Genomic DNA, 24,843 nt, shown 5'->3' on the forward strand with positions numbered 1-24,843 from the left:
TCAGCCCCGGGTCAGCTTCTTGTAGGTGGCACGGTGCGGGCGCGCGGCGTCCGCACCGAGCCGCTCGATCTTGTTCTTCTCGTACGACTCGAAGTTGCCCTCGAACCAGAACCACTTGGAGTCACCCTCGTAGGCGAGGATGTGCGTGGCGACCCGGTCGAGGAACCACCGGTCGTGGGAGACGACCACGGCCGCACCCGGGAACTCCAGCAGCGCGTTCTCCAGGGAGGACAGCGTCTCGACGTCGAGGTCGTTGGTCGGCTCGTCGAGGAGCAGCAGGTTGCCGCCCTGCTTGAGGGTGAGCGCCAGGTTCAGACGGTTGCGCTCACCACCGGAGAGCACTCCGGCCGGCTTCTGCTGGTCCGGCCCCTTGAACCCGAAGGCGGAGACGTACGCGCGCGACGGCATCTCGACCTGTCCGACGTTGATGTAGTCCAGCTCGTCGGAGACGACGGCCCACAGCGACTTCTTCGGGTCGATGTTCTCGCGGCTCTGGTCGACGTACGAGATCTTGACCGTCTCGCCGACCTTGATGGAGCCGGAGTCCGGGGTCTCGAGCCCCTGGATCATCTTGAAGAGGGTGGTCTTGCCGGCGCCGTTCGGGCCGATGACACCGACGATGCCGTTACGCGGCAGCGTGAAGGAGAGATCGTCGATGAGGACCTTCTCGCCGAAGGCCTTGGAGAGGTTGTTGACCTCGACGACGATGCTGCCGAGCCGCGGGCCCGGCGGGATCTGGATCTCCTCGAAGTCCAGCTTCCGCATCTTGTCGGCCTCGGCGGCCATCTCCTCGTAGCGAGCGAGACGGGCCTTGGACTTGGCCTGACGCCCCTTGGCGTTGGACCGCACCCACTCGAGTTCTTCCTTCAGACGCTTGGCACGCTTGGCGTCCTTCTGGCCCTCGACCTTGAGGCGGCTCGCCTTGGTGTCGAGGTAGGTGGAGTAGTTGCCCTCGTAGGGGTGGGCGCGACCGCGGTCGAGCTCCAGGATCCACTCGGCGACGTTGTCCAGGAAGTACCGGTCGTGGGTGACGGCGACGACGGTGCCGGGGTACTTGGCGAGGTGCTGCTCCAGCCACTGCACGGACTCGGCGTCCAGGTGGTTGGTGGGCTCGTCGAGCAGCAGCAGGTCAGGAGCCTCGAGCAGCAGCTTGCACAGCGCGACACGGCGGCGCTCACCACCGGAGAGGTTGGTGACCGGCCAGTCGCCGGGCGGGCAGCCCAGGGCGTCCATGGCCTGCTCCAGCTGGGTGTCCAGGTCCCACGCGTTGGCGTGGTCCAGGTCCTCCTGCAGCTTGCCCATCTCGTCGAGCAGCGCGTCCGAGTAGTCGGTCGCCATCAGCTCGGCGACCTCGTTGAACCGCTTCAGCTTGCCCATGATCTCGGCGGCGCCGTCCTGCACGTTCTCCAGAACGGTCTTGGACTCGTCGAGCGGCGGCTCCTGCAGCAGCATGCCGACGCTGTATCCGGGCGACAGGAACGCGTCACCGTTGGAGGGCTGCTCGAGCCCTGCCATGATCTTCAGAACGGTGGACTTACCGGCACCGTTCGGCCCGACCACACCGATCTTCGCGCCGGGCAGGAAGCTCAGCGTTACGTCGTCAAGGATGACCTTGTCGCCGTGTGCCTTGCGCGTCTTGCGCATGGTGTAGATGTACTCAGCCAAGAGAAACCGTCCGGCAGCTTGAATTCAGGCAGTGGGCAGATACACCCCATCTTGCCTGAGGTCCACCCCTGGGTGGTAACCCATTCGGTCGGGGGGACGTGAGCTGGGGGTTCGTTGTTGACGGTGGCGGCTCGCATGTCGGTGCCGGTCGCCGTCGAGTGACCTCGGTCACCCTCGCACGGCCCAGAGACGGCCCGGCATCGATCGGTACGGGACCTGTCGCTCGGTCGAGAACGGGCCCGCCGTCACCGATCGGGGTCGACCAGGACACATCGGCGACACCCCCGCCCTCCGTCGGGTCAGTCCTGTGCCCCGTTCTCCTTTCGGCCCACGAGGAGCAGGGCCGCTCCGCCGATGACCACCAGGCCGATGGCCGTGCCCGCGATGAGGGGGGTGGCGCTGGTGCCGCCTGTCGCGGCGAGGTTGGTGTCGTCCGCGGTGGACGTGCCGCCCACCGTCGCCGGGCTCGGTTCGCTGAGGGTCTGGGTGGTCAGGCCGGCGGTCTCGTCGGCCTGGGTCCTGCAGTCCAGGACGCCGGTGAAGCGGTACTCGACGCCCTGCGGGCCGTTGATCGTGAAGTCGTAGGCCTGGTCCTCCTGCAGCGGGACCGTCACCGTCTGGGACGCGCCGGCCGGGATGGTGTGCCGGGTGCCCATCAGCTCGAAGGTGAAGGCCTCGTCGCCCTGGTTGGCGGCGGTGATGTCCACGCCGCTCCCGGCGCAGTTCTTCGCCGCGGACAGTGCCGGTACGGCGCCCTGCTTCGCCCAGGTCGCACTCGCCGTCGCCGACACCGTCGACTCGCTGGAGCCTGCCAGGATCTGGGTCTGGCTGCGGCTCTCGGAGGTGAAGGCGCGGCCGACGGGGACGGTGGTCGAGGCCTGGACGGTCAGCTCGGCCGAGCCGGCGGCCGCGGCGGCGGGCACGTCGAAGAACAACTGGCTGCCGTCCGTCACGGACGTGACCACCTTGCCGTCCTTGCCGACGATCCGCACCCCGCTGGTGGCGGTGTCCAGCGGTGGTGTCACCGTCACGTCGCTCGCGTTCGTGTGCACCGTCACCGGGCCGAGCAGCTCGCCGGGATGGCCGGAGACGGCGGGAGCGTCGACGGTGAGTGACGCCGTGGGCTCGGCGACGACGCGGGCGGCCTTCTGGAGGTAGTCCGCGAGCCGCTCGGCCTGCGGGTCGCCGGCGTCGACGTCCGCGCCGTCCGAATAGCGCCAGATGGCCACCTGGGTGCCGGCGGCCGCGTCCTGTTCGGTGAGACCGCCGTCGATGCCGGCCTTGTCCGCGAGCGAGGCGAGGTCGTTGACCTGGGGGTAGGAGTTCTGGAGGATCCAACGGATGCGGCCCGCGTCCTGGTTGGCGCCCAGCGAGGTGCCGCTCCAGGGCGTCTCGTGGTACTTGGCGTCCCTCTGCGTGGGGTTGTAGAGGTCGACGCAGTAGGTCTGCAGGGTGCCGCCGCCCTCGACGGACATCTCGAACAGGCCGGCCGAGACCTCCTGGTCCCCGCTGTCCGCGTGGATCACGGCGGTGCCGTAGGTCTTGAGGCCGCCTATGGTCGCGGTGGCTCCGCCCTGACTCTGCGTCATCCCGGTGGCGACGGCCGTGCCCGCACCGGCGATCACGCCGACGGCGACAACACCGGACACCAACGTCGCCGCGGCGAGGCGGACCACCCCTCGCCCGCGCGCGAACGGCGCGGAGAACGAAGAAATCACGCAATTCCCCTTCGAGCAGGACACGTTGATGTGTGGGGTACGGTCCCACCAGCAGAATCAGAAGCCCCGTGAGCCACGTCCGGCATCCTAGAGACGCCGCGCACCACGCCTGCGGGTCATCTCATCGGATCGCCGATCCGACTCGTAATCGTTATCCCCAAGATCGTCTACCGGATGTCCGCGAGCCCGGCTTATCGACAAATCCACTTGGTCCTTCGGAGTGCATCCGTCGATAAGCCACAGTTCGGTCAGTCGCGGGCCGGAGTGATCGCTGACACTCCGTCACCACCCGGTCTGCTCACGTCACCCCCACAGGCTCGCGTCGCCGCGGGACGTCCGGCTTCTGCGACGACTCAGGATCCGATCCCGACCCCGACCCAGGCCCCGACCCCGATTTCGACCCCGACCCCGATCCCGAGGCTGTCGAAGTCACGTCCGGTGTCTCCCAGTTGGGTTCGGGCTGCGCCGGTGCGCCGGCCGCCGTCGGATCGGGGCGGCCCGAGCGCCGGAAGGCGGACGTGCCCCGCGCGATGTCGTGGCCGATCGCCACGGCGTCGATGTCCGCCGACGTCCAGCCCTGCTGCCCCTCGCGCTGCTCCGTGCGCACCTTCAGCCTGCCCTGCACGATCACCGGGTCACCGACGTTCAGCGAGGCCATCGTGTTCGTGGCCAGCTGCCGGTTGGCCCACACCGTGAAGAAGTTGGTGTGCCCGTCGGTCCAGGCGCTCTTCTCGCGGTCCCAGTAGCGCGAGGTGACCGCCAGCCGGAACCTCGCCGACGCGCCCGCCGCCAGGTCCCGGTAGACCGGCCGCGTCGCCACGTTGCCCACCGCGCAGACCATCGTCTCGTTCACTCGAACCCTCCCTCGCCGGACGGTCGCCGCCCGGATACGCGTACGGGCCCGTCCCGTACGGCTGCGTCCGCCGCGACGGTCACGGTCGCGTTCACCGCGCACCGCCACCGCCGCTCGCGGCGACCGCGCCCGTCAGGATCGCCGTGATCGTCGCGAGCGCCGCGAAAACAGACTGCCTCCGTCGGGCCGGGCCCGCCGAGCGCTGTGGATCACCGTCCGCCTGTGGAAAACTCCAGCACCCGGACGGGTGACCCCCCCGTCCCGCCACCTGTGGATCACCCCTCCCTCCACACCTCCTCGCTCACCGCGCCCCTGCCCCCGTGACCTGCCCGTACTGCTCCCGGACCTCCCGGTACCGCAGCAGCTCCGCGGCCACGGGATCCAGTACGCGTGCCCGGCCGCACCCGGCCGCCGCCTCGCGCAGCCGGCGCTCGGCGTCCTGCCCGTACCGCCGGGCCGGTCCCCGGGCCGCCATCCGGCAGCTCCACTCGACGAGCGGGCCGCCGATGATGCCGGCCACCATCAGCAGCACCGGAACGCCGAGGTTCGGCGCCATGAACCCGACGATCTGGCCGACCAGCCACAGCCCCCCGACCACCTGGAGCAGGGTCATGGACGCCTGCGCCAGGACGGCCACCGGCCACCAGCCCGGCCGCGGCGGCCGCCCCGGCGGCAATCCGGCCCGCGCCGCCAGCTCGTCCAGCGCCTCGGGCAGCCCCTGCGCCCCGCGTACGGCCGCCTCCCGCACGGCCTGCGCCCACGGCGCGGGCAGCCCCGCCGAGGCCCGCTCGGACACCGTGCGTACCGCCTGTTCGACGCGCTGCCGTGCCGTGGCCTCCTCGTCGGCCTGGGCGCGGACCGGCAGACGTCCGGTGGGAGGGTCGCGCCGGTCGTGGTGCCAGCGCCACAGCCGCAGCCACGGCGTCCCGCACGCGCGGCCCGCGTTGCGCAGCCAGGCCCGTTCGGCGGCCTCGCCCGCCGCGGTGGCGCCGACGGCGTCCGCGAGGCGGTCGGCGAACGCGTCCCGTGCCTCCTCGCTGAGCCCGCTGCGCCGCCCGGTGGCGTAGACGGACCGCAACCGCCACGCGGCGGCGTCCACATCGGCCGAAATTCGCCGTGCCGCGGCGCCCCGCTCCGCGACGAACTGGCCGAGCAGCTCGCGCAGTTCCCCGACGCCGTCCCCGGTGAGCGCGGACAGGGCGAGCACGGTCGCGCCCGGTTCGCCGTACTCGCCGAGGGCGACGCCGTCCTCGTCGAGCAGCCGCCGCAGGTCGTCGAGGACCAGCTCGGCGGCCTCGCCGGGCAGCCGGTCGATCTGGTTGAGGACGACGAACATGACCTCCGCGTGCCCTGCCATGGGCCGCAGATAGCGCTCATGGAGGACGGCGTCCGCGTACTTCTCCGGGTCGACGACCCAGATGACAGCGTCGACGAGCCCCAGCACGCGGTCGACCTGCTCGCGGTGCTGCACGGCCGCCGAGTCGTGGTCGGGCAGGTCGATCAGCACGAGCCCGCGCAACTGCGCCTCCGCGTCCGCGCTCTGCACCGGCCTTCTGCGCAGCCGCCCCGGAATGCCGAGCCGGTCGATGAGGGTCGCCGCGCCGTCGCTCCAACTGCACGCGATGGGGGCGGCGGTGGTCGGACGGCGTACGCCCGTCTCCGAGATGGTCACCCCGGCGAGGGCGTTGAACAGCTGTGACTTGCCGCTCCCGGTGGCGCCCGCGAGGGCGACGACGGTGTGCTGCCCGGAGAGCCTGCGCCGGGCCGCCGCCTCGTCGAGGACCCGGCCGGCCTCGGCCAGCGTCCTGCTGTCGAGCCGGGTACGGGAGAGCCCCACGAGCTCGCGCAGCGCGTCGAGCCGGGACCGCAGGGGGCCGTCGTACGCGAGCGGGGTCGAGGGCAGGGCGCTGCCGCCGCCACTGCCACTACCCGCGCCCCCGTTGCCGATCCTGCTCTCCATGGCGGCGGCCTGCCCGGCGACGGAGGACTCGCTCACCCGGCGGGCGATGAGCCCGTCGTCCCAGGCTCCGACTGAGTCGGTACGCGAGTCCGCGCGGGAGTCCGTAGGCGAGTCCGTGCGGGAGTCCGTGGGCGAGTCCGTGCGGGAAGGGGCGTCCTTGCCTGCGTCGGGTAGCGCCGGTTCCCCCGCTGCCGGAGTCTCCGCCTCTCCCGGACTGCTGTTCTCCTCCTGCTCCCTCTGTTCCTGTTGTTGCTGCTGTTGCTGCTGTTGCTGCTGTTTCGATTGCTCCTGCTGCTCCTGTTGGTCCTGTTGGTCCTGGTGCACCTGTTGGTCCTGATGCTCTGGCTGCTCCGGCTGTTGCTGCTGGTCCCTGTTGCCCGTGTGGTCCTGGTCAGTGACGGCGGTCACCGGTCACCTCTCCTTCTGCAGTACGGACAGCGCGGCGATGAGTTCGGCCTGCGGTTCGGGGTGGACTTCGAGTCCGCCGAGAGGGGCGAGGCGGCGCTCGCGTTCGGCGTGCATCACGCGGTCGAGGTGCTCGGTGAGCAGCCGTCCGGCCCGGTCGCGCAGCCGCAGCGCCCCGTGGGCACCGATCCGCTCGGCGAGTCCCTCGCCCGCCGAACGCGCCCTGCGGCCGCCCAGCAGGGCGGTGGCGACGAGGGCGGCGACCGACTCCGGATCGGGCGCGACACCGCGTTCCAGGCCGCGCACCTCGTCCTCGGCGTACTCCTCCAGCTCGCGCCGCCACCGTCGTACGGCGAGGCCGATCCGGTCTTCGGCGCTCTCCGGCATGGTGTCCCGGTCGGTCAGCTCGGGGGCGCTCGCCGCCGGTTCACGCCGCCAGGCCTCGTCGACGCGCTCGTCGGCGGCGGCGACGGCGCACAGCAGGAGCGCGCCGAGGCTCTCCACAAGGGCGTCGAGGAGTTCACCGGCGGTGCAGTCCAGCGGGAAGGCCCGCCAGCGCTTGAGCGCGTCGCCTGCGAGCACGGCGCCGCTCTGCAGACGGCCCCGCACACGCGTGTACTCGCTGTCGTACGCCCCGTCGACGGCCGAGGTGAGCCGTAGCGCGGCCGCGTGCTGCGCGGCGGTGGCGCCGGCCAGCTCGGGCAGCCGGGCCTTGAGCGAGTCGAGGACTCCGTGTGCCGTGCGGGCCAGCGCGTAGCGGCGGGAGTTGGGATCCTGGACGTGGTGGACGAGCCAGGTCCGCAGCGGCGCCACGGCCGTGGCCGGGAGCAGCCCGCCGCCCCAGGCGGACTCGGGCAGCTCGGGCACCGTGAAGCGCGGTACGTCGCCCAGCCCGGCCTTGGTGAGCAGGGCGCCGTACTGCCGGGACACCTCGCCGACGACCTGGTGGGGCACCCGGTCGAGGACGGTCACGAGCATGACGTCGTACTCCTTGGCGGTGCGGAGCAGATGCCAGGGCACTGCGTCGGCGTAGCGGGCGGCCGTCGTGACCATCACCCAGATGTCGGCGGCGCAGACCAGCTCGGCGGCCAGGACGCGGTTGTCGGCGACCAGGGAGTCGATGTCGGGCGCGTCGAGGAGGGCGAGACCCGGAGGAAGGGTGTCGGCGGTCTCGATGCGCAGCACGCGTCTGTCGTCCTCGCCGGGGAGCAACAGGTCGTCCGCCGACTCCCGATGGGGCGCCCACGCGCGCGTGAGGCCGGGCAGCACCCGCATGCCGCTGAACCAGTGATGGTCCTCCGGGTGGCACACGAGCACCGGGGTCCGTGTCGTCGGCCGCAACACGCCCGCCTCGCTGACGCGCCGTCCCACCAGGGAGTTGACGAGCGTCGACTTGCCGGCGCCGGTGGAGCCGCCCACGACGGCCAGCAGCGGCGCTTCGGGCTGCCTGAGCCGGGGCACGAGATAGTCGTCGAGTTGGGCGAGCAGTTCGTCGCGGTTGGCACGCGCGCGTGGGGCCCCCGCAAGGGGCAGCGGGAAGCGTGCGGCGGCGACACGGTCGCGCAGGGCGGAAAGTGCGTCGAGCAGCTGGGGCCGTACGTCCAAGGTCACCACATGCGAAGAATGCCCAATTTTAGGGGATTTATGAAGCATATAGGCGCGCCTGCGCGCCGATAGGACACAAGGGACGGAAGGTGCGACTGGGACAGAGGCACAGCCCAGGCATAACGAGTGCACAACACCCGTGGCCGTGGACGCCAAAAGCGATGCACGATTCGCACCTGCCTGCGATTATCAGGACCGCTTCACCGAACCTCCACATTGAGCCACGGAGGCGAAGCAACCAGGACAAGGAACCGGGAGCCCTATCCTTGTCCCCGGCAACGTCACGGATCAGCCCACACCCGGGCAGCACGTACGAGGCCACCACACCCGGCCCCCGTAGCTCAGTGGATAGAGCAGGCGCCTTCTAAGCGCTTGGCCGCAGGTTCGAGTCCTGCCGGGGGCGCAAGTCTCCGCCCTCCCTCCGGGAGGGCTTTTTTGCTGGTCAGAGCGGGTTTCACTCGCCACGACGAAGCCCCGGGCACTCCCCCGACGATCAAGGGGAGGTTCCGGGGCTGTCCGGCTGTCACCGGGTTTTCGGGGGTGGCCGTGTCGAATACCTGTCGAAATTCTCGGCGAGAAGCCGACAGCTCGCGTCGGGCAGCTCGGGGAGATCCCCCGCGGCCTCCAGGCGCCTTTTCAGGTCAGGCAGCTGCCCCTCGACGCACCGTGCGTAAGTGGCCGGCAGCACCGGCACGCTGTTCCCGGCCCATTCGGCCACCCGGGCGGGCGGGATCCCGTCATTGAGCCACTTCGTGAGGCGCGTGTGCCGGTTGTCGTAGACCTGCCTCCCTGTGGGCGACACGAAGACGTGCGGGGGCAGGACGGCCTTGCGCGCACTGCGCCACGCCCGGCGGATGACCGAACCCGCGAGAATGCCGCCCGTCTCCCCCTGGAACAGCAGATCCCCGGCTTGAGCTGTTCGTCCTCGATGTGCTGCCGCAGGACGCGCCGCCGGATCGCGTGTTTCATGACGACGTCGAGGATCCGGCGGCGGCGTTTCCTGGACCGGGCCGCCGCCTGCTTGTCGTCGAGGCGCGTGTCGACGCTCGCAGGACCTCATCGCCCCTCTCCGCCTCCTCCCGGGCCGAGCCGGCAGGGACTTGCGCTCCACCCGCCTGAGGATGGTCACCACGTCTCGAGGGCGTCCGAACGGCGGGGCGCTCCAGGACTTCAGACCGCGGAAACGGCAACGAAGCGATGGGGCCGGTTCGCGCTGGAGGCCAGCACATTGCGCACGAGGGGCGTGAGAACTGCACGCTCCGCAACCAGCGGTAGGGCAGGGTCCCCTTCAACCGCCCCATCCCACAGGCATGTTCGAGTGAAGCCCAGTCGAATCGACCGATCGTGGCCGCCCGGCAACCGACGGCGAGCGAGTGTCTCCGTTCTCATCACCGCTTCGGCGAGTCCGGTGGCCAGTTCGGCAGATTTCGTCTCCTGCTGGTGCTGGTGCTGGTGCCTGTCAGGGGAGCATGGCGAGGCCGGCTGTCGCGCCAAGTGGGCGCTGCATTCCTACCCCTTCGGACTTTCGGTTTCCGTCTCGTTCAGCCCCGTTCACGGCCGCAGTTCAAGCGAGACCAGAAGCCGCCTGCATCCCATGAGCAGGCCACCCGTGAACGCGGATGAACGCCCCCCCGCCCCCGGCCCAGCACCCCACCAACACAGGGGGAAAGCGTGTCGGTGACGGTCGAGTTGGGCGTGCGGCACACCGGATCCACGACGCGTGATCAGCTTGGGGCGTGGAGACCATCATCGCCAGTGCCATAGCCGTCCTCGGAACCCTGCTCGGCTCGGGAATCACATTGGCGTTTCAGCAACGCACCACCGACAGAAGCCACCGGTTCGCCCGCCGTGAGAAGCTCCGGCAAGAACGACTCGACGCCTGCTCCACCTACGCCGGCGCGCTGATCAACTACCGCCGCTGCCTGGTGCACCTGTGGTTCTGCGAGCACGAACAACCGCCGCCCGAAGACCCCGACACCGTCCGGATCCGCGCATACGACCTGCGTTCCAGCGCACAAGAGGCCCTGTTCCGGGTGCAGATGCTTACCGACGACGAGACCCTGAGCCGGGCCGCAGAGGACGTCCTCGCCGACGTCACGGCGCTGGCCAAGACGGAGACCAGAAGCCGGCTCGAACAGCGCCGAGTGCAGACCCGTGACGACATCAGCCGACTCGTCAGAGCAGCCAAGCGACATCTTTGAGGCACCTGCCGACCCCACCCCTTCGTACGGCCTGTCCAGAGACAGCCGCACACCAGCAGGACCGCACCACAACCGCACCGGATCGGCCGGGGAACAGCGGGGAATCACGGTGAAGGCAGCCACGTCCGTCGAGACACCGGCCCAGCCATTCGCCCAGGTCAGCGTCCAAGCCCGCCGCGAATTACCGCAGTTTCCCAAGCCAAGAGTGCCGACGCGATTCGCGTCTCAGCCTGCCGGCCACCGGAGCACGCCGGACGTGCGGCCCGGCGCCTCGATCAGGCTCGGGGCCGGGCCGCTGCACCACCTGACCGGGCTGGATGACGGCATGCGACGTGTGGGTGCACGGGTGGCCAGGTAGCGAGCGGCGGCGTTGGGCCGACAGCCGAGTTCGCGGACGGCGGAGAACGCGGCCCCGGGTGGCGGGCCGCCGCTCGGATGGCCGTTGAGCACACCCGAGACGGTCTGATGCGAGACGCCCGCTCTCATGGCCGCATCCGCCATCACCGGTGCGCGATCCAGGCTTGACCTCTTCTGATGCGCCATCACGCTTCACTGGTCGGGCGCGGTCTTCCGAAGGGAAGTCCGCGTGGCGTGAAGAATTGTTAGCGCACACATTTGAAGAGGGGCAAGGCAAGTCGATCCCCGTAGATCGCAACTCTTCCACCGGCGCAGCCATGAAAGTCGGGGCGTCCGACTCGAGAAGCGGGCGTCAAGGTCGGTCCGGGCCCCCCTCTGCCGCATGCCTCGAGGAGGAAGCGGACCCGTTTGTTTCCACAGTCTTGACTGTCCCGCAGTGTTGACCGTCTCTCGAGCCCAGCGTACAAAAGGCAAGGCCGCAAGAACGGACGATCATCATCCACCGCGTCAGATCGGCGCATGCACGACGTTCCGTCCCAGGACCGGTCACCGCTGCGCGGTGACGCACTCGCGCTCGGCTGCCGCGCTCGAACAGAGCGTCCGCCGACCGCCGGTACCCGATTCCCCGAAGCTCTGGATCAGCGGCGTCACCCAAGCGCCGTGAATGTGAGCGCTAACGAATGTCTGCTGAGCGATGCGGAAGCCGCGCCGAGCGCCGACTCCGTCTCCCAGCGGCAGTTGCCCATGTGCGCGCATCACCGCGCACCGCACATCACTCCCCCTCCCTGCGCACGCGGCGCCGGGCTCGAGAAGAACGCAACGGAAGAGGTTCACAGTGATACGTAGACACCTGAGAGGGCTCCTACTGTCAGTGGGCGCGGTCCTCACGCTTCTCGCCGGCATCCTGGGCGGGGTGGTGGGCACCGCAGGCACAGCCCAGGCAGCTTCGTCCCTGCCCTGCGACATCTACGCCGCCGCCGGAACGCCGTGCGCCGCGGCGCACAGCACGACACGGGCGCTCTACGCCTCCTACAGTGGCGCTCTTTACCAGGTCAAGCGCGCCTCGGACGCCACGACCACCAACATCGGCCTGCTCACCGCCGGCGGCTACGCCAACGCCGCTGCACAGGACTCCTTCTGCTCCGGCACGACCTGCATCATCACCAAGATCTACGACCAGAGCTCGAACCACAACGACCTGACCATCGAAGGGCCCGGCGGCAACGGCGGACAGGACGTCGGCGCGATCGCGAACGCCCTGCCGGTCACGGTCGGCGGCCATGCGGCATACGGGATCTTCGTGTCCGCCGGCGTCGGCTACCGCAACAACAACACCACGGGCATCGCCACCGGCAGCAGCCCGGAGGGTGCCTACATGGTGACCAGCGGCCACCACGTGAACAACCGTTGCTGTTTCGACTACGGCAACGCCGAGACGTCCGGCAACGACACCGGCAACGGTCACATGGACGCGATCAACTTCGGCACGGAGTGCTGGTTCTCGTGTTCCGGATCCGGCCCCTGGGTCGAGGCGGACCTGGAGAACGGGCTGTTCTTCGGAGCGAACGGTTCCTACTCGGGCAACACCGGCATCTCCAGCGAGTACGTCACCGCCATGGAGAAGAACAACGGCACGACGACCTACGCGATCAAGGGCGGCAACGCACAGTCGGGCTCGCTGACCACCTGGTACGACGGAGCCCTTCCCAACCTGGGCGGATACACCCCCATGCACTTGGAGGGCGCCATCGTCCTCGGCACCGGTGGTGACAACAGCAACGGATCCGACGGCTCCTTCTTCGAGGGCGTCATGACCTCCGGCTACCCGACCAACGCCGCCGACAACGCCGTGCAGGCCAACATCACCTCCGTCGGCTACACGACCCCCACCGCCACCTTCCCCGTCACCGGCACCGCCTACCGCCTGACCAACACCAACTCCGGCAAGGTCCTGGATGCGGTGAACTGCGGTACCGCCAACGGGACTTCGATCGACATCTGGTCCTCGCTCGGCAACGCCTGCCAGCAGTGGAAGTTCGCCGGCGCGGGCAACGGCCACTACACCATCACCAACGTCAACAGCGGCACGGTCCTGGACGACAAGAACTGCGTGCAGACCAACGGCACTGCCGTCCAGCTGTGGGCCTCACTCGGCAACAGATGCCAGCAGTGGGACGTCACCAAGGTCGGCAGCCACTACACCATCACCAACGTCAACACCGGCATGACGCTGGACGTCGCGAACTGCGGAACGGCCAACGGCACCGCGGTACGCCAGTGGCAGCAGCTCGACAACACCTGCCAGCAGTGGGACATCGCGCCCTGACCTGAGCGACTGTGTCAGTGACGGTCTGCCGACCCTCGCGTCGGCAGACCGCCGGCCCAGCGCCGGACAGCTGCGTGGCGCCGACCGAAAAACAGCACATGCAGGAGCGCTCGGCACCGCACGCACGGCGGTCACGAGAGCGGAAGGGTCTGCCGCTACTCCGTGGCGGAGGGGGCGTACCCGTCTGGCACCTCGCTGACCTGCAAGTCCGAGAAGAGCAGGGTGAGACGGTGCGCGTTGGTCTCGATGCGAACCTCATGGAAGTCGATCCCGACGGCTTGCGCCCAACGGCGGGTCGCCTCCGACCGGGGGAGAACCTTCGCGCCTGGGTACAAGGAATGCCACTTCACACCCCAGACGTATCCGTCGAGGTCGGCACCGGTCTCATGGTCGATGAGGCGGTCGTCCAATGAGACACGCCAGGTCTCCGGCAGCACCGACGATTCGCACCGGGCCTCGACGCAGTACCGGAAGAGATACCGCAGACAGGCCGGCTCGACGTCGGTGCGGGGGTCCGCCGTCGCGTGGACGATGACCTCGTAGTCGCGCATGTGGCTGGTGTATCCGTGGTGCACGACGGCGTGATCGAAGGTCTCGTCCAGCATCTGTTCGAGTACGGCGGCGTCCATGCCGCCGTTTCCTCCCACGTGATCAAAGGTCGCCCCGACAAATCCAGCCGGAGGCCGCCCCTCCCCCACCGTCACGGATCATGGCTCCGAGCCGATCCGACGCCCCTGCCGAGCCGGACCGACCACCTCGGTGCGGCGGATTCCTGGAACCGCGCTTCACAGAAAAGGAAAAGCCCGAAAAATCCCATACGCCACAAATTCGCGTATGGATGGCGCTGAGCTGGATACCCGCACGGAATGGTGCGGACATTGAAACGGCACGGAAGGCGCGGTGGGCAGACCGCCACCAAGGGCCGCGAGGCCGAACCCGCGCGGGCTCCGGATGCCGGGCCTGACGAACAGGTGGAGGAGCGGGCGCCGGACAGTCCGACGGACCTGCCCAGGCACTCCTGGAAAGCGGTGCTGAAAGGCACCCTGAAGGAGTTCAAGAAGGACGAGCTGGCCGACCGGGCCGCGGCCCTGACCTACTACTCGATCCTTGCACTGTTCCCCGCGCTGCTCGCGCTGGTGTCGCTGCTGGGGGTCGTCGGGCAGTCGGCCACGCAGACGGTCCTGGACAACATCCAGAAGCTCGCCCCGGGCGCGGCTCAGGACGTCCTGCGCAACGCGGTGCAGCAGATGCAGGGCAGGGGCGGGGTCGGCTCGATCATGGCGATCGTGGGGCTGGTGCTTGCGGTGTGGTCGGCGTCCGGTTATGTCGCCGCGTTCATCCGCAGCGCCAACGCGGTCTACGACATCCCCGAGGGCCGTCCGGTGTGGAAGGTGCTGCCGGTGCGGGTCGGGGTGACCGTGGCGCTGATGGTCATGGCCGTGATCAGTGCGCTGATCGTCGTGTTCACCGGCGGCCTCGCACGACAGGCGGGCACAGCCCTCGGGGTCGGCGACGCGGGGCTGACGGCTTGGTCGATCGCGAAGTGGCCGGTGCTGGTGGTCCTGGTCACCGTCATGATCGCGCTGCTGTACTGGGCCACCCCGAACGCCAAGGTCCGCGGCTTCCGCTGGATCACGCCGGGCAGCTTCCTGGCGCTGCTGATCTGGATGATCGCCTCGGCGGGATTCGCGCTGTACGTGGCGAACTTCGGCTCGTACAACAAGACCTACGGCACTCTCGCGGGCGTGATCATTTTTCTGGTGTGGCTGTGGATCACCAACCTGGCCATCCTGCTCGGCCTGGAGTTCGACGCGGAGCTGGTGCGCCAGCGTGCCGTCGCCGGGGGCCACCCGGCCGACGACGAGCCGTACGTCCGGCCGCGCGACACCCGGAAGTGGGACGAGGAGGACCGCCGCCGCCTCGGGTCCTGACGCGGAGGGGGTCCGGCCAGGTCAGTTCGGTCGGCGACACCACCTCGACGAAGCCGGGCTCCGAGGACGGCGCCATGGCCGCCGCGTGAGAACGGTCGTACTCGGCGCGGGGTGAGGACGGCGGCCCGCACGAGGGCAGGGCGTGGTGCGGGTCAGCGGCCGTACCCGGCCACCAGGCCGGACCCGTCGTGCGGCACGACCCGTACCCGGTCGGCCCCTGCCGTCGCCCTCGCCCCCACCCCGGGCCCGGTCCCCGTCACGGCCACCGCCGCCGGATGCACCCCGTCGACGACCAGGTCCGCCAGGACCGGTTCGGGCCGGACGGTCAGCTGTCCGGGCCAGGACAGCACGGCCGGCGGCAGGTCGGGAGCCGACACCTGCAGCTCGCGCGGCGACACGCTCAGGCCCACGCCGAGGGCCTTCAGTACGGCTTCCTTCCTGGTCCACACGCGCAGGAAGGCGGGCTGCCGTTCGGCGGGGGACAGGGCACGCAGGGCGGCCAGTTCGGTGTCGGAGAGAGCGGCCCGTGCCGCGCTGTCGACGTCGACGAGGCTCCCGGCCTCCTCGACGTCCAGGCCCACCTGCCCGCCCCGGCACACGGCAACGCCGACGACCGAACCGCTGTGGGTGACGGAGAAGTCGTAGGGCGCGGGCGAGCCCGGCATGTCCAGCCGGACCTTCCCGTGCGGTCCGCCGCAGCGCGGGCACACGCGCCGCAGGGGCACGTCCGCCGGGGGAACGCCGAGCAGTTCACCCAGGAGCAGACGGCTCAGGGCGCAGCCGACCAGGAAGCGGGCCTGGTCCTCGGGACGGACGGTCGCGTCGTGACGGGCGCGCTCCACGGGGTCCAGCAGCCGCGGCAGGCCCTCGTGGGCATCGCCGAGGCGCGCCCACGAGACCTGCACGGAGAACACGGGACCGGTACGGAGACGGGTACGCGTACGGAGAAGGGTCAGTGCACGGCGCGCAGCATGCGCGTCACGTTGATGCGCGTCGGCGAAAGGCCGAGCTCGACGCTCTGCATCATGCGCTCGCCGTTCAGCCGGCCGTAGGCCAGCAGATCCACGTTGGCCAGGCTGAATTCGGGCCAGGTGTGAATGCTCAGGTGCGAGGCGGAAAGCAGGAGAATCGCGGTGACGGCGCCGTTCGGGAAAACGTGCGACGCCTCACCGAGTACCGTGGCGTTTCCCTTTTCGGCGGCCGTGCGCAGCACCTGAAGGAGGCGCTCCTCGTCGGTCAGGATGCTGTGGTCGCTCACCCATACGTCGACGGCATAAGAGCACAGATCGTCGACGTTTATACCCTCGGTGGCGAGGCTGGCGGAGTTGGTCATGGGGAACCGGGGGCGACGAACCGCTGCCCCCGTCTCCTTTCACATAGGCGCTCGGTGGTGCCCAGAGTAGCATCCGGGGCGCCCTGCGGCACGCAAGCCTTTCCGGAACGGCCTCCCGAAACCTTCCGATAAAACACCGTACGGAAATCAGTGGCGGCTTTCACCGGAACATTGTCGAGAACACCACGGCATTTCCCTTTACCCACCAGAATTCCGCACCGTTTCCCCGCCGCCCGAGCGGGTCCGGACGACCCCCCACCAGCCCGTATACTCGATAGTCCCGGAATCCATCAATCAGCTTGCCTGGAGCGGCATTGTGACGAACGCGCATCGGCACCCTCGGAGTAACCCTCGGAGTACCACCGCCGATTCTGTGCTCACGGAAGTCGCGGACGCCGTCCGGCTCCAGGAGGGCCCGCCCGGAGTACGGTCCGTCCTTCGCGCCCTGCGCCGCCTCGCCCCCGCCTCCACGAAGGACCTCAGCCGCGCGACCGGTCTGCCCGTCCCGATCGTTGCCGCCCTGGGGAACGAACTGCGCCGTCGGGACCTCGTCACCAAGGAGCGCCCGTCCCGGCTGACGGAGAGCGGCCAGGACCTCGTCGCCCAGCTCGGCATGGACCTCACCCTCGACGCCACCTGCCGCACCTGCGACGGACGCGAGCTGGTCATCCCCGACGTGCTGGACGAGGCCGTGCGGCGGCTGCGCGCGCTCATGGAGTCGGGCCCCGCCGCCGACATGGCGATCGACCAGTCGCACTGCACGGCCGAGACCAAGGTGCGCCGGGTGCTCGCGCTGCTCACCGCGGGCGCGCTGCCGGGCGGCTCGCTGCTGCTGATCGGCGACGACGACCTCGTCTCCCTCGCCGTCGCCGTGGTGGGCGACGTGCTCGGCGCTCCGATCGTGGAGCAGGTCACCGTCGTGGACATCTCCCCGGAGATCCTCGACTACATCCGGAAGGTGTCGGCCGGCCTCGGCACCCGCGTCGAGACCGTCCGGCACGACCTGCGTCTGCCGCTGCCCGCCGAACTCCACGGGCAGCACGACGTGGCCATGACCGACCCGCCGTACACCCCCGAGGGCGCCCGGCTCTTCCTCTCCCGTGCCGTGGAGGGGCTGCGGCCCGGCCCCGCGCACAGCGTCTTCTTCTCCTTCGGCGGCAAGAGCCCGGACGAGATGCTGGAGGTGCAGCGGGAGATCATGGCGCTCGGCCTGGTTACCAACGGCTACATCCGCAACTTCAACGAGTACGAGGGCAGCGGCATCCTCGGCGGCGTCGGCTTCTTCCAGCACCTCCTCACCACCACCTCGACCGCTCCCTCCCACGAGGGCGAGTTCAGCGGCCCCCTCTACACCGGCGACAAGCGGACCCGCCGGCGCGAGTACACGTGCGTGGCGTGCGCGGCCAAGATCCACGTCGGCCCCGGCGCCCGCTGGACCTCGGTCGCCGCCCTGCGCGCCGACGGCTGCCCGAGCTGCGGCAAGGGCCCCTTCCGCCCGGGCCGCCTGGTCCCGGCGGAGGAGCCCGGGACCCCGGCAGAGCAGTCTCCGCCCCCGGCCCCCGCCCCGGCCGGCGCTCCCGCCCCCGCACCCGCCGCTTCCACCGCCCCCGTCGCCCCGGCCCCGCGCACCCCCGGCTGGCACCGCCCGTCCGACGCCGACCGGGCCGCCCTCGCCGAGCGGGCGCGGCCGTACGTCACCCGTCAGGCCGACGAGCGTGATCTGCCGGCCATCGGAAGGTTCGAGGCCGAGATCGCCCGGGTCTCCTTCGGTGAGGACGCCATCGACGACCCCGAGCGGTGGGCGTCCCGCCTCGGCCGGGCCATGGAGAAGTCGAAGGAGGGCATGCTCGTCGCCCACCGCCCGGGCGAGGAGCCCGTCGGCTGGTGCTGGGTGAGCATCAACCAGAACGCGATGACCGGCGACCGGTACGCCAACTTCCGCTCCCTGGCGGTGTCCCCGGTGGACAACCGCGGTGACGTCGCGGAACTCCTGCTCACCGCGGGCCTGGAGTTCTGCCTGGCGAACGGCATCACGGAGGTCGTCGGCCGGGTGCACGTGGGCAACGTCCCGATGCGCACGGTCTACCGCAAGTTCGGCTTCGACCCGACCAGCCTGGCCATGAAGCTGTTCCTCCCGGAGGGAAACGGCACCCGATGAGCGGCACGGACGACTTCGGCTTCGCCCCCGACGGCGTCAAGTGCGTCGTCTGGGACCTCGACGGCACCCTGTGGGACGAGATCGCCGTCGAGTCGGCCACCGACGAACTCCCCACCCCCCGCCCCGGGACGCTCGCCGCGATCGACGCGCTGGCGGCCCACGGCGTACTCAGCAGCATCGCCAGCCGCAGCGCGCCGTCGGTGCTCGACCGGCTGGACGCCGTACCGGAGCTGCGGGCGCGCTTCCTGGCCCCGCAGGTGTCCTGGCAGGACAAGAGCGAGTCGCTGCGCAGGATCGCGAAGGACCTCGGCATCGCGGTCGACGCCCTGCTCCTGGTCGACGACTCCCCGTACGAGCGCGCCGAGGTCGAGGCCCTGCTGCCGGGCGTGCACACCCTCGCCCCCGAGGACGTGCCCGCGCTGCTGGCCGCGTTCGAGGGCCGGGAGGTCACTCCCGAGTCCCGTGAACGCGTGCGCCGCTACCGCACCGAGGAGACCCGCCGGGCCGAGGGCGAACGCTTCCAGGGCTCGCGCGAGGAGTTCCTGCGCTGGTGCGACATGCGCCTCACCGTCGGCGCGGCCACACCCGAGGAGGTCCCCCGCGCACTGGAACTCGCCGCCCGCACCCACCGTCTGAACTCCTCCGGCCTCACCCCCGACCGGCTGCGCGAGCTGGCCGCGTCGGAGGGACACGAGCTGTACACGGCTCGCATGGCGGACCGTTTCGGCGCGTACGGCATCATCGGCGCCGCCCTCGTCGACCGCGCCGCCCCCGCCGTCTGGTCCGTCCCGCTGCTCGCGCTCTCCTGCCGGGTCGCCGGCCGGGGCGCGGCGGCGGCCTTCCTGTTCCGGCTGATGGACCGGGCCCGCGCGGCGGGCGCCGAGGAGTTCCGGGTGACCCTGCGCCCGACCGACGCCAACCTGGAGATGCGCATCCTGCTCCGCCAGGCGGGCCTGCGCCGCGCGGACGACACCGAGTCCGCTCCCGAAGCGGCGGTGCTGGCCCGGCCCCTCCACGGCGATCTGCCGATGCCGCCCGCATGGCTGCACGTATCCGACCGAGAGGACACCGAGGCGTGACGGACACCCAAGACCGGGCAGCGGTGGAGCGGGAGCTCCGTTCGATGATCGCCGAGGCCGCCCGCCTGGACATGGCCGTGGTCGAGGAACTCCCTGCGGAAACGGACCTGTTCGGCCCGGAGATCGGCCTCACCTCGCTGGCCGGCGTGACGCTGCTGGGCGCGGTCGACGCCCGCTTCGGCGTGGACGTCCCCGCGCTGGACCTGAGCCTGGACAGCCTGCAGTCCATCGCCACGCTGACGGACTTCGTCGCGTCGCACCTCCAGCCCACATAGACACCCGGTTGTACGTCCCTCTGTTCAAAAAGGGTGATCCGCATGGACGTACCGTGACTCGCCCAGGGCGGCGGCGTTGAACGGGGAGTGCGGCGGCGCGTCCTGCTGCCGCGCGATCCGAATTCACTAAGGAGAACGTGATGTCTCGCATCGCGAAGGCAGCCGCAGTTGCCCTCGGCACCAGCGCCGTGGTCGTCAGCGGGGCCGGTCTGGCCATGGCGGACGCGGGTGCGCAGGGCGCGGCCGTGGGCTCGCCGGGTGTCCTTTCGGGCAACGTCGTCCAGGTTCCGATCAACACCCAGCTCAACTTCTGCGGCAACAGCACCGGCGCGGCCGGCCTGCTGAACCCGGCCTTCGGCACCACCTGCGTCAACGCCGGCGGCCTCGACAAGGGCGACCATGACAGGGGCGGTCACGACAAGGGCTACGACGACAACGGCCGGCACAACAGCGGTTCGGGCTACGGCGGCTGACCAGCCGTCGTACGCACCGCAAGAGCCCCGGCGCCCTGAGCGCCGGGGCTCTCCCCGTGTGCACGACACCGTGCACACGGCACGTCACGCGTACCGGTAGATCCGGCCGGTCTCCTCCAACTGGTCCGGCGTCACGTCCCACGGAGGCAGCTTCTCGTGCCGGGCGACGACCCGGCGGTACTGCCGGTCGCCCGGTCCCGGCGGCTTGGCGGGCAGGTAGCGGTGGTCGCGGTGGCGGTGCTGCCAGCGGGTCCACACCAGGTCGACGAAGGCGTGGTGCAGCCAGAACACGGGGTCGTTGACGGAGGCGCCGCCGAGCATCGCCCCGCCGACCCACCGGTGCACCCGGTTGTGGTTGCGCCAGGCGACGCTTCCCCGGCCGGTCCCCCACCCCTCCAGCTTGTTGCGGAACCCCTGCGTGACCGTCGAGCCCCAGGGCGAGGTGTCGTAGACCGGGTCCTTCAGCGCCCACTCCAGTTCGCTCTTGGTGGGCAGTGCGATCGGGTCGCGGGCGCGGCCGAGGTCCCGGGTGAGGAACTCCCCGTCCGTGACACCCTCCTTGATGGTCCAGTTGCCGGTGGCGTAGGCGAACGGCCCGGTCGTCACCTGGCGGTCGGAGGGCCGGCCGTTACCGCCGAGCAGGTCCTCGGTCCAGGGCGCGGAGGTCTTGGAACGGTCACGCGTCCAGTCCCAGTACGGCACCGTCACCGAGGAGTCGACCCGGCGCAGCGCCTTCTCCAGCTCCAGCAGGAACCGCCGGTGCCAGGGCAGGAAGGAGGGCGCCATGTGGGCCGTCCGCAGGCCGCCCTCGCCGTCGGAGACGTAGTACTCGATGTGCATCCGGACGAACTCGTCGTACTCGCCCCGCCGTTTGATCTCCAGCAGCGCCTTCACCAACCGTCGCCGCTCGGCACGGGTGAGCGTGCTGACGTCCTTACGCGTGTAGACCATGGTGTCCCCCCATGTGCGCTGCGTGCGTCCTGTCTGTGCCGCGTGTCGGGTCTGCCCCGCGCGTTCCGTGTGGTCCGTGGTGTGGGCTGCCGCTCGGGGCGCCGGTGTCGCGCAGTTGTTCTCCCGGGCCCAGCTCGTCGACGGCGGCGCGGGCCGCCTCCAGCGGGGTGGCGTACGAGCGGTAGTGGTCGACCATGCTCAGCCAGGTGCCGTCCGCGCGGCGCATGAGGTGCAGCGGGCGGCCGTCGACCGTGACCTCCCACCGGGGGCCGTCGCCGGGCGCGCGATCCGTCGGCGTGAGGACGCCGCGGAGGTGCCGGCCTCGGTACGTCTCCTCGAAGGAGCCGGAGGCCGTGTCCGCGGGCCGGTCCTGTGTGCCGGGGGACTGGGACGCGGCGACGACCGGGGCGAGCGCGAGTGCGGCGCCGGCGCCGAGCAGCCCGCGCAGCAGGTTCCGTCGGGTGTCGCGGGCCGGGCCCTGTCTCACCGCCCCCACCGGCACCGCGGTCACGGGTACTGCGTCGGCGTTGACGACCATGATGTGCTCCTCGTCCTGTTCGGTTGTCCGTAGCGGTAACCGCCTGGCGGCCCGCCTGGTCACCCCCCTGCACCCGAACACCCGTCAGAAGCACGCGAATGAGCCCGGCCAGGACGTCCGGGCCCGCTGTCCTCCAGGTGCTCGCGACAGTCCCTCAGCCAGGCCGAGGTCCGCGCCGGGCGCCGTCCGCAGCCCCGGGGTGATCACCCCGCGGCTGCGGCAGCTTGAGGTCCGGCAGGCCGAAGCGGTCGGGGTCGGGCGCGGTCAGCGGGGCGTCCAGGGCCAGGCCCGGGCCGAGGGCTGACGTCGTCCCGGAGGATCTCCGGCAGGGGCGCCCGCAGGCCCGCCCCAGGCGGTCCGGCGCCGACGGGCAGCCGCCGGACGACACGCTCCGGGATCAGACGGCCCTCGACATGGTGCGGCCCCTCGGGCGCTCCCGGCTCGGCAGGGGATCTCGCCGCCGACCTCGTGCAGTTCCCCGGCGAGGGCTTCTCGACGCCGTCCGGCGGGACGGGGACGGGGGCCGTACCGACCGCGGCGGCGGGGGTCGCGACGACGGCGCCGGCCGCGGACGCCACCCATGTCATGTCGGCGGCGAGGGTTCCTCGGGTGGTCGATTTCCCCGGGCGCGGCAGTAACGCAACGGCTGAATGGTCAGCTCGTCCAGAAATCCCACCATCGGGTCAGGATCAGCATGCCGACGACTCCGAGGTGCAGAAGGGGCGGCACCCAGGTGAATTCGTCGAAGAACGTCCGCAGCCCGGCCGGCGCCGGCAGGAACCCGTGGCGTACGTCGAAGGAGACGGCGTACCAGAACAGCAGGATCGTGGCGACCCACGCCAGGCAGCACCACAGACACAGCGCGTTGATCCGGTACAGGGACTGGAACTGCAGCCAGGACACGAACCCCACACCGAAGAGGCAGCCGGCCGTGAAGGTCAGCCAGTACCAGCGGGGGAAGGCGGCACGGGCCAACAGGCTCATGCCGACGCAGACGACGATGCCGTAGGCCACCAAGCCCAGCATCGGGTTGGGGAACCCGAACGCCGAGGCCTGGTCGCTCTTCATGACGCTGCCGCAGGACACCACCGGGTTCAGGCTGCAGCCCGGGGTGAATCCGGGATCCTCCAGCAGCTTGAACTTGTCGAGGGTGATGACCCAGGAGGCCAGCAGCCCCGCCGCGCCGGTGAGGACGAGGAACAGCGCGTACGCGCGGCCGCCCCCGGCGATGTGCGCTCGGGTGCCGCCCGCGGCTTCCGCCCGGCTGTCACCCACGGCTGCCGCCGTCACCTGCGCAGGCTGCGGGCCGGCAGGACGACGTGCGCCGCGGCCGTGAGGGTCTCCTCGGCGCCCGCGAACGCGGCCAGCGCCTCGGGCGTGACGGCCTGCCCGGGCGTGGCCTCCGGCCAGGCGCGGGTCGTGAAGACGAGGTAGGCGTAGCCGCGCTCGTCGACGGCCGCGAGCCACTCCGGCGGCGGCAGACACTGGGCGTTGAGGCCCGGCATGTTCAGGACGGCCGCGCCGGACTCGACGAGCAGGGTGAACGGCAGGCTCGGCCGCTCGGTGCCGTCGACGACGTCCCCGCCGACAGGCATGCCGTTGCCGGTGAGCAGCCGCTCGACGGCAACGGCGGTCCCCTCGGGGCCGTCCTCGGTGTCACCGAGGGAGTAGGCCAGCAGGTAGGGCATGTCATGGCCGTCGGGGGCCTCGCCGCTCCACGGCATCACGACGAGGGTGCCCAGGTCGGCCACGCGGAAGGGGCGGGTTGCGCTTGGGGTTGGGGTCACCGCGCGACCTTATCGGCGGCCCGGGGGCGGCCGGGCGCGTTCTCACCCGTGCGGAGGACGCCGGTCCGCTGCTCCACACGAACGAGGGACGCGCCGCTCGACCCGCCTCGAACAACGCCGAGGGCCGGTCCCGTCGGTGACGGGACCAGCCCTGCGGGAGAACGCCTCAGCTCTTCAGGGGCAGCCCGCCGAGGAGCGGCTTGGGGCTGTTGAGAGCGCCGGTCGCGCCCTTGACGGTGCTGAGCACGGAGTCCTTGTTCTCGGTGTCGAGCGCGTTCGACTGGTGCCGCAGCGGCGTCACGTCAGCCGCGTTGAGGGCGAGGGGGCCCTTGGTGAGCGTGTTCACGGCGCCGTTGAGGCTGGTGGGCGTGAGGTCGGTGGCGCTGTTGGCGAACGCGGGCGCGGCGGCACCGGCGAGGACCATGGACCCGGCAATGACAGCGGCGGCCTTCAGGGACTTCATCGGGTTCCTTCCTTCGGCAACTCGGTAACTCGGCGACTCGGCAACTCAAGTCACCAGGGGAAATCTGACGCCCTGCACAACGAGCCCCGCCGGAAGCGGAAACCCCGTGCGCGGGAAATCTCGGCACCCCGGCAGAAAGCCCCCCGAGCGAGAAGGCCCTGCCGGGGTGCGGAAATCAAGGAGCAGATGCCAGAAGGCCTGCCGAGAGGGCCCGTCGAGGATTGTCGGCCGGGTCACCCCCCTCCGCCTCCTTTCGGGACAACGCCAGCGGCCGCCCTCCTGGCGGGAGGACGGCCGCTCGACGAAGCGCGGCGTGACGTCAGCCGTTGACGCAGGTGCTGCCGAACGCCGGGTTCAGCAGGCCGGTCGCGTCGGTGGAGTTGCCGCAGGTGTTGGTCTGGTCGTGCAGCGGCAGCTGGATGACATTGCCGGACAGCACGCCAGGGGAGTGCGCGGCGACAGCCTCCGCGCCACTGTCGGCGACGGCGATGCCGGAGGCGCCGGCGATGGCCGCGGTGGCAACGGAGGTCAGGACCAGGCCCTTCGCGATACGCGACATGGAGAGGTGCTCCTTGAGGTTTGACACAAACACCCGGGCGGGGTGCCCGGCACTGAGGTCAACGCGCGGCACTTCCCGGAGTTGCGCAGCCATTCGAGTGACGTCACGACAGGTCGGACTTCACGATTACGACACACTTGACCGATATCGGCGTATTAGTCCGGATAGTGGCTAGAGTTGCGCCTCGCCCGCTGCACTCCTACAGC

21 protein-coding genes, 1 tRNA gene and 1 pseudogene are annotated in these 24,843 nt (G+C 70.5%); 8 read left to right on the forward strand and 15 right to left on the reverse strand.

The features are described from left to right. The 5 genes from ettA to OG289_RS18525 form a co-directional block, all read right to left on the reverse strand. The gene (ettA, locus tag OG289_RS18505) at window positions 1-1,665 is read right to left on the reverse strand and encodes an energy-dependent translational throttle protein EttA (RefSeq protein ID WP_327315130.1); all 1,665 of its coding nucleotides are present in this window, start codon (window positions 1,663-1,665) and stop codon (window positions 1-3) included. A 299-nt stretch (window positions 1,666-1,964) separates the two neighbouring features. Continuing rightward, the gene (locus OG289_RS18510) at window positions 1,965-3,383 is read right to left on the reverse strand and encodes a TQXA domain-containing protein (protein ID WP_327315131.1); all 1,419 of its coding nucleotides are present in this window, start codon (window positions 3,381-3,383) and stop codon (window positions 1,965-1,967) included. 298 nt (window positions 3,384-3,681) lie between these two features. Then, window positions 3,682-4,236: a single-stranded DNA-binding protein gene (locus OG289_RS18515; protein ID WP_327315132.1), complete on the reverse strand. Its 555-nt coding sequence runs from the start codon at window positions 4,234-4,236 to the stop codon at window positions 3,682-3,684. Window positions 4,237-4,537: 301 nt separating this feature from the next. Then, entirely contained in the window at window positions 4,538-6,604 is a 2,067-nt protein-coding gene (locus OG289_RS18520; protein ID WP_327315133.1) for a YfjP family GTPase, read from the reverse strand. Between the two features lie 3 nt (window positions 6,605-6,607). After that, window positions 6,608-8,215, reverse strand: a complete 1,608-nt coding sequence (locus tag OG289_RS18525) for a dynamin family protein (protein ID WP_327315134.1) — start codon at window positions 8,213-8,215, stop codon at window positions 6,608-6,610. 321 nt (window positions 8,216-8,536) lie between these two features. On the opposite strand from OG289_RS18525, the gene OG289_RS18530 reads away from it, so the two are divergent. The 3 genes from OG289_RS18530 to OG289_RS18540 all read left to right on the forward strand — a co-directional run bounded on the left by OG289_RS18530 (window position 8,537) and on the right by OG289_RS18540 (window position 13,090). Continuing rightward, window positions 8,537-8,609, forward strand: a tRNA-Arg gene (locus OG289_RS18530). A gap of 1,333 nt (window positions 8,610-9,942) precedes the next feature. Then, window positions 9,943-10,407, forward strand: coding sequence for a hypothetical protein (locus tag OG289_RS18535; RefSeq protein ID WP_327315135.1), 465 nt, complete (start codon window positions 9,943-9,945; stop codon window positions 10,405-10,407). A gap of 1,228 nt (window positions 10,408-11,635) precedes the next feature. After that, a complete protein-coding gene (locus tag OG289_RS18540; RefSeq protein WP_327315136.1) occupies window positions 11,636-13,090 on the forward strand; it encodes an arabinofuranosidase catalytic domain-containing protein in 1,455 nt (484 codons plus the stop codon). A 155-nt stretch (window positions 13,091-13,245) separates the two neighbouring features. Here the strand turns inward: OG289_RS18540 and OG289_RS18545 are convergent, their stop codons facing one another. Next, entirely contained in the window at window positions 13,246-13,719 is a 474-nt protein-coding gene (locus OG289_RS18545; protein WP_327315137.1) for a YxiG-like protein, read from the reverse strand. A gap of 237 nt (window positions 13,720-13,956) precedes the next feature. Between OG289_RS18545 and OG289_RS18550 the strand changes: the two genes are divergently transcribed. Further along, window positions 13,957-15,021 carry a YihY/virulence factor BrkB family protein gene (locus OG289_RS18550; RefSeq protein ID WP_327315138.1) on the forward strand — a complete coding sequence of 355 codons (1,065 nt, stop codon included), beginning with the start codon at window positions 13,957-13,959 and terminating at the stop codon, window positions 15,019-15,021. 152 nt (window positions 15,022-15,173) lie between these two features. Here OG289_RS18550 and OG289_RS18555 read toward each other — a convergent pair whose 3' ends face one another. Further along, complete coding sequence (locus OG289_RS18555; protein ID WP_327315139.1) at window positions 15,174-15,926, reverse strand: 4'-phosphopantetheinyl transferase family protein; 753 nt, start codon at window positions 15,924-15,926, stop codon at window positions 15,174-15,176. A gap of 47 nt (window positions 15,927-15,973) precedes the next feature. Further along, on the reverse strand, window positions 15,974-16,354 hold the full coding sequence (locus OG289_RS18560; protein ID WP_069773010.1) for an S-adenosylmethionine decarboxylase family protein: 381 nt from the start codon (window positions 16,352-16,354) through the stop codon (window positions 15,974-15,976). A gap of 373 nt (window positions 16,355-16,727) precedes the next feature. Between OG289_RS18560 and OG289_RS18565 the strand changes: the two genes are divergently transcribed. The 4 genes from OG289_RS18565 (at window position 16,728) to OG289_RS18580 (ending at window position 20,339) form a co-directional block, all read left to right on the forward strand. Beyond that, a complete protein-coding gene (locus OG289_RS18565) occupies window positions 16,728-18,512 on the forward strand; it encodes a GNAT family N-acetyltransferase (protein WP_327315140.1) in 1,785 nt (594 codons plus the stop codon). After that, on the forward strand, window positions 18,509-19,591 hold the full coding sequence (locus OG289_RS18570; RefSeq protein ID WP_327315141.1) for an HAD-IIIC family phosphatase: 1,083 nt from the start codon (window positions 18,509-18,511) through the stop codon (window positions 19,589-19,591). Before OG289_RS18565 ends, OG289_RS18570 begins: the two co-directional genes overlap by 4 nt. Then, window positions 19,588-19,866: an acyl carrier protein gene (locus OG289_RS18575; protein WP_327315142.1), complete on the forward strand. Its 279-nt coding sequence runs from the start codon at window positions 19,588-19,590 to the stop codon at window positions 19,864-19,866. The genes OG289_RS18570 and OG289_RS18575 overlap by 4 nt, the downstream gene beginning before the upstream one ends. A 140-nt stretch (window positions 19,867-20,006) precedes the next feature. Then, complete coding sequence (locus tag OG289_RS18580) at window positions 20,007-20,339, forward strand: chaplin (protein WP_327315143.1); 333 nt, start codon at window positions 20,007-20,009, stop codon at window positions 20,337-20,339. A gap of 84 nt (window positions 20,340-20,423) precedes the next feature. Here the strand turns inward: OG289_RS18580 and OG289_RS18585 are convergent, their stop codons facing one another. The 7 genes and pseudogenes from OG289_RS18585 to OG289_RS18615 form a co-directional block, all read right to left on the reverse strand. After that, entirely contained in the window at window positions 20,424-21,290 is an 867-nt protein-coding gene (locus tag OG289_RS18585; protein ID WP_327315144.1) for a tyrosinase family protein, read from the reverse strand. Then, window positions 21,274-21,828 carry a tyrosinase family oxidase copper chaperone gene (locus tag OG289_RS18590; RefSeq protein WP_327315145.1) on the reverse strand — a complete coding sequence of 185 codons (555 nt, stop codon included), beginning with the start codon at window positions 21,826-21,828 and terminating at the stop codon, window positions 21,274-21,276. Before OG289_RS18590 ends, OG289_RS18585 begins: the two co-directional genes overlap by 17 nt. A 147-nt stretch (window positions 21,829-21,975) precedes the next feature. Next, window positions 21,976-22,415 (reverse strand): annotated as a pseudogene (locus OG289_RS18595) (hypothetical protein); the annotation flags it as partial. A gap of 67 nt (window positions 22,416-22,482) precedes the next feature. Next, entirely contained in the window at window positions 22,483-23,103 is a 621-nt protein-coding gene (locus OG289_RS18600) for a vitamin K epoxide reductase family protein (RefSeq protein ID WP_327320724.1), read from the reverse strand. Window positions 23,104-23,114: 11 nt separating this feature from the next. Next, window positions 23,115-23,615, reverse strand: coding sequence for a DUF5949 family protein (locus tag OG289_RS18605; RefSeq protein ID WP_327315146.1), 501 nt, complete (start codon window positions 23,613-23,615; stop codon window positions 23,115-23,117). 166 nt (window positions 23,616-23,781) lie between these two features. Next, window positions 23,782-24,078, reverse strand: coding sequence for a hypothetical protein (locus OG289_RS18610; RefSeq protein ID WP_327315147.1), 297 nt, complete (start codon window positions 24,076-24,078; stop codon window positions 23,782-23,784). A 319-nt stretch (window positions 24,079-24,397) separates the two neighbouring features. Then, complete coding sequence (locus OG289_RS18615) at window positions 24,398-24,637, reverse strand: chaplin (RefSeq protein ID WP_327315148.1); 240 nt, start codon at window positions 24,635-24,637, stop codon at window positions 24,398-24,400. Between the last annotated feature and the right edge of the window lie 206 nt (window positions 24,638-24,843).

Origin of the sequence: Streptomyces sp. NBC_01235, from assembly GCF_035989285.1 — a bacterium.
Taxonomy (GTDB): domain Bacteria; phylum Actinomycetota; class Actinomycetes; order Streptomycetales; family Streptomycetaceae; genus Streptomyces.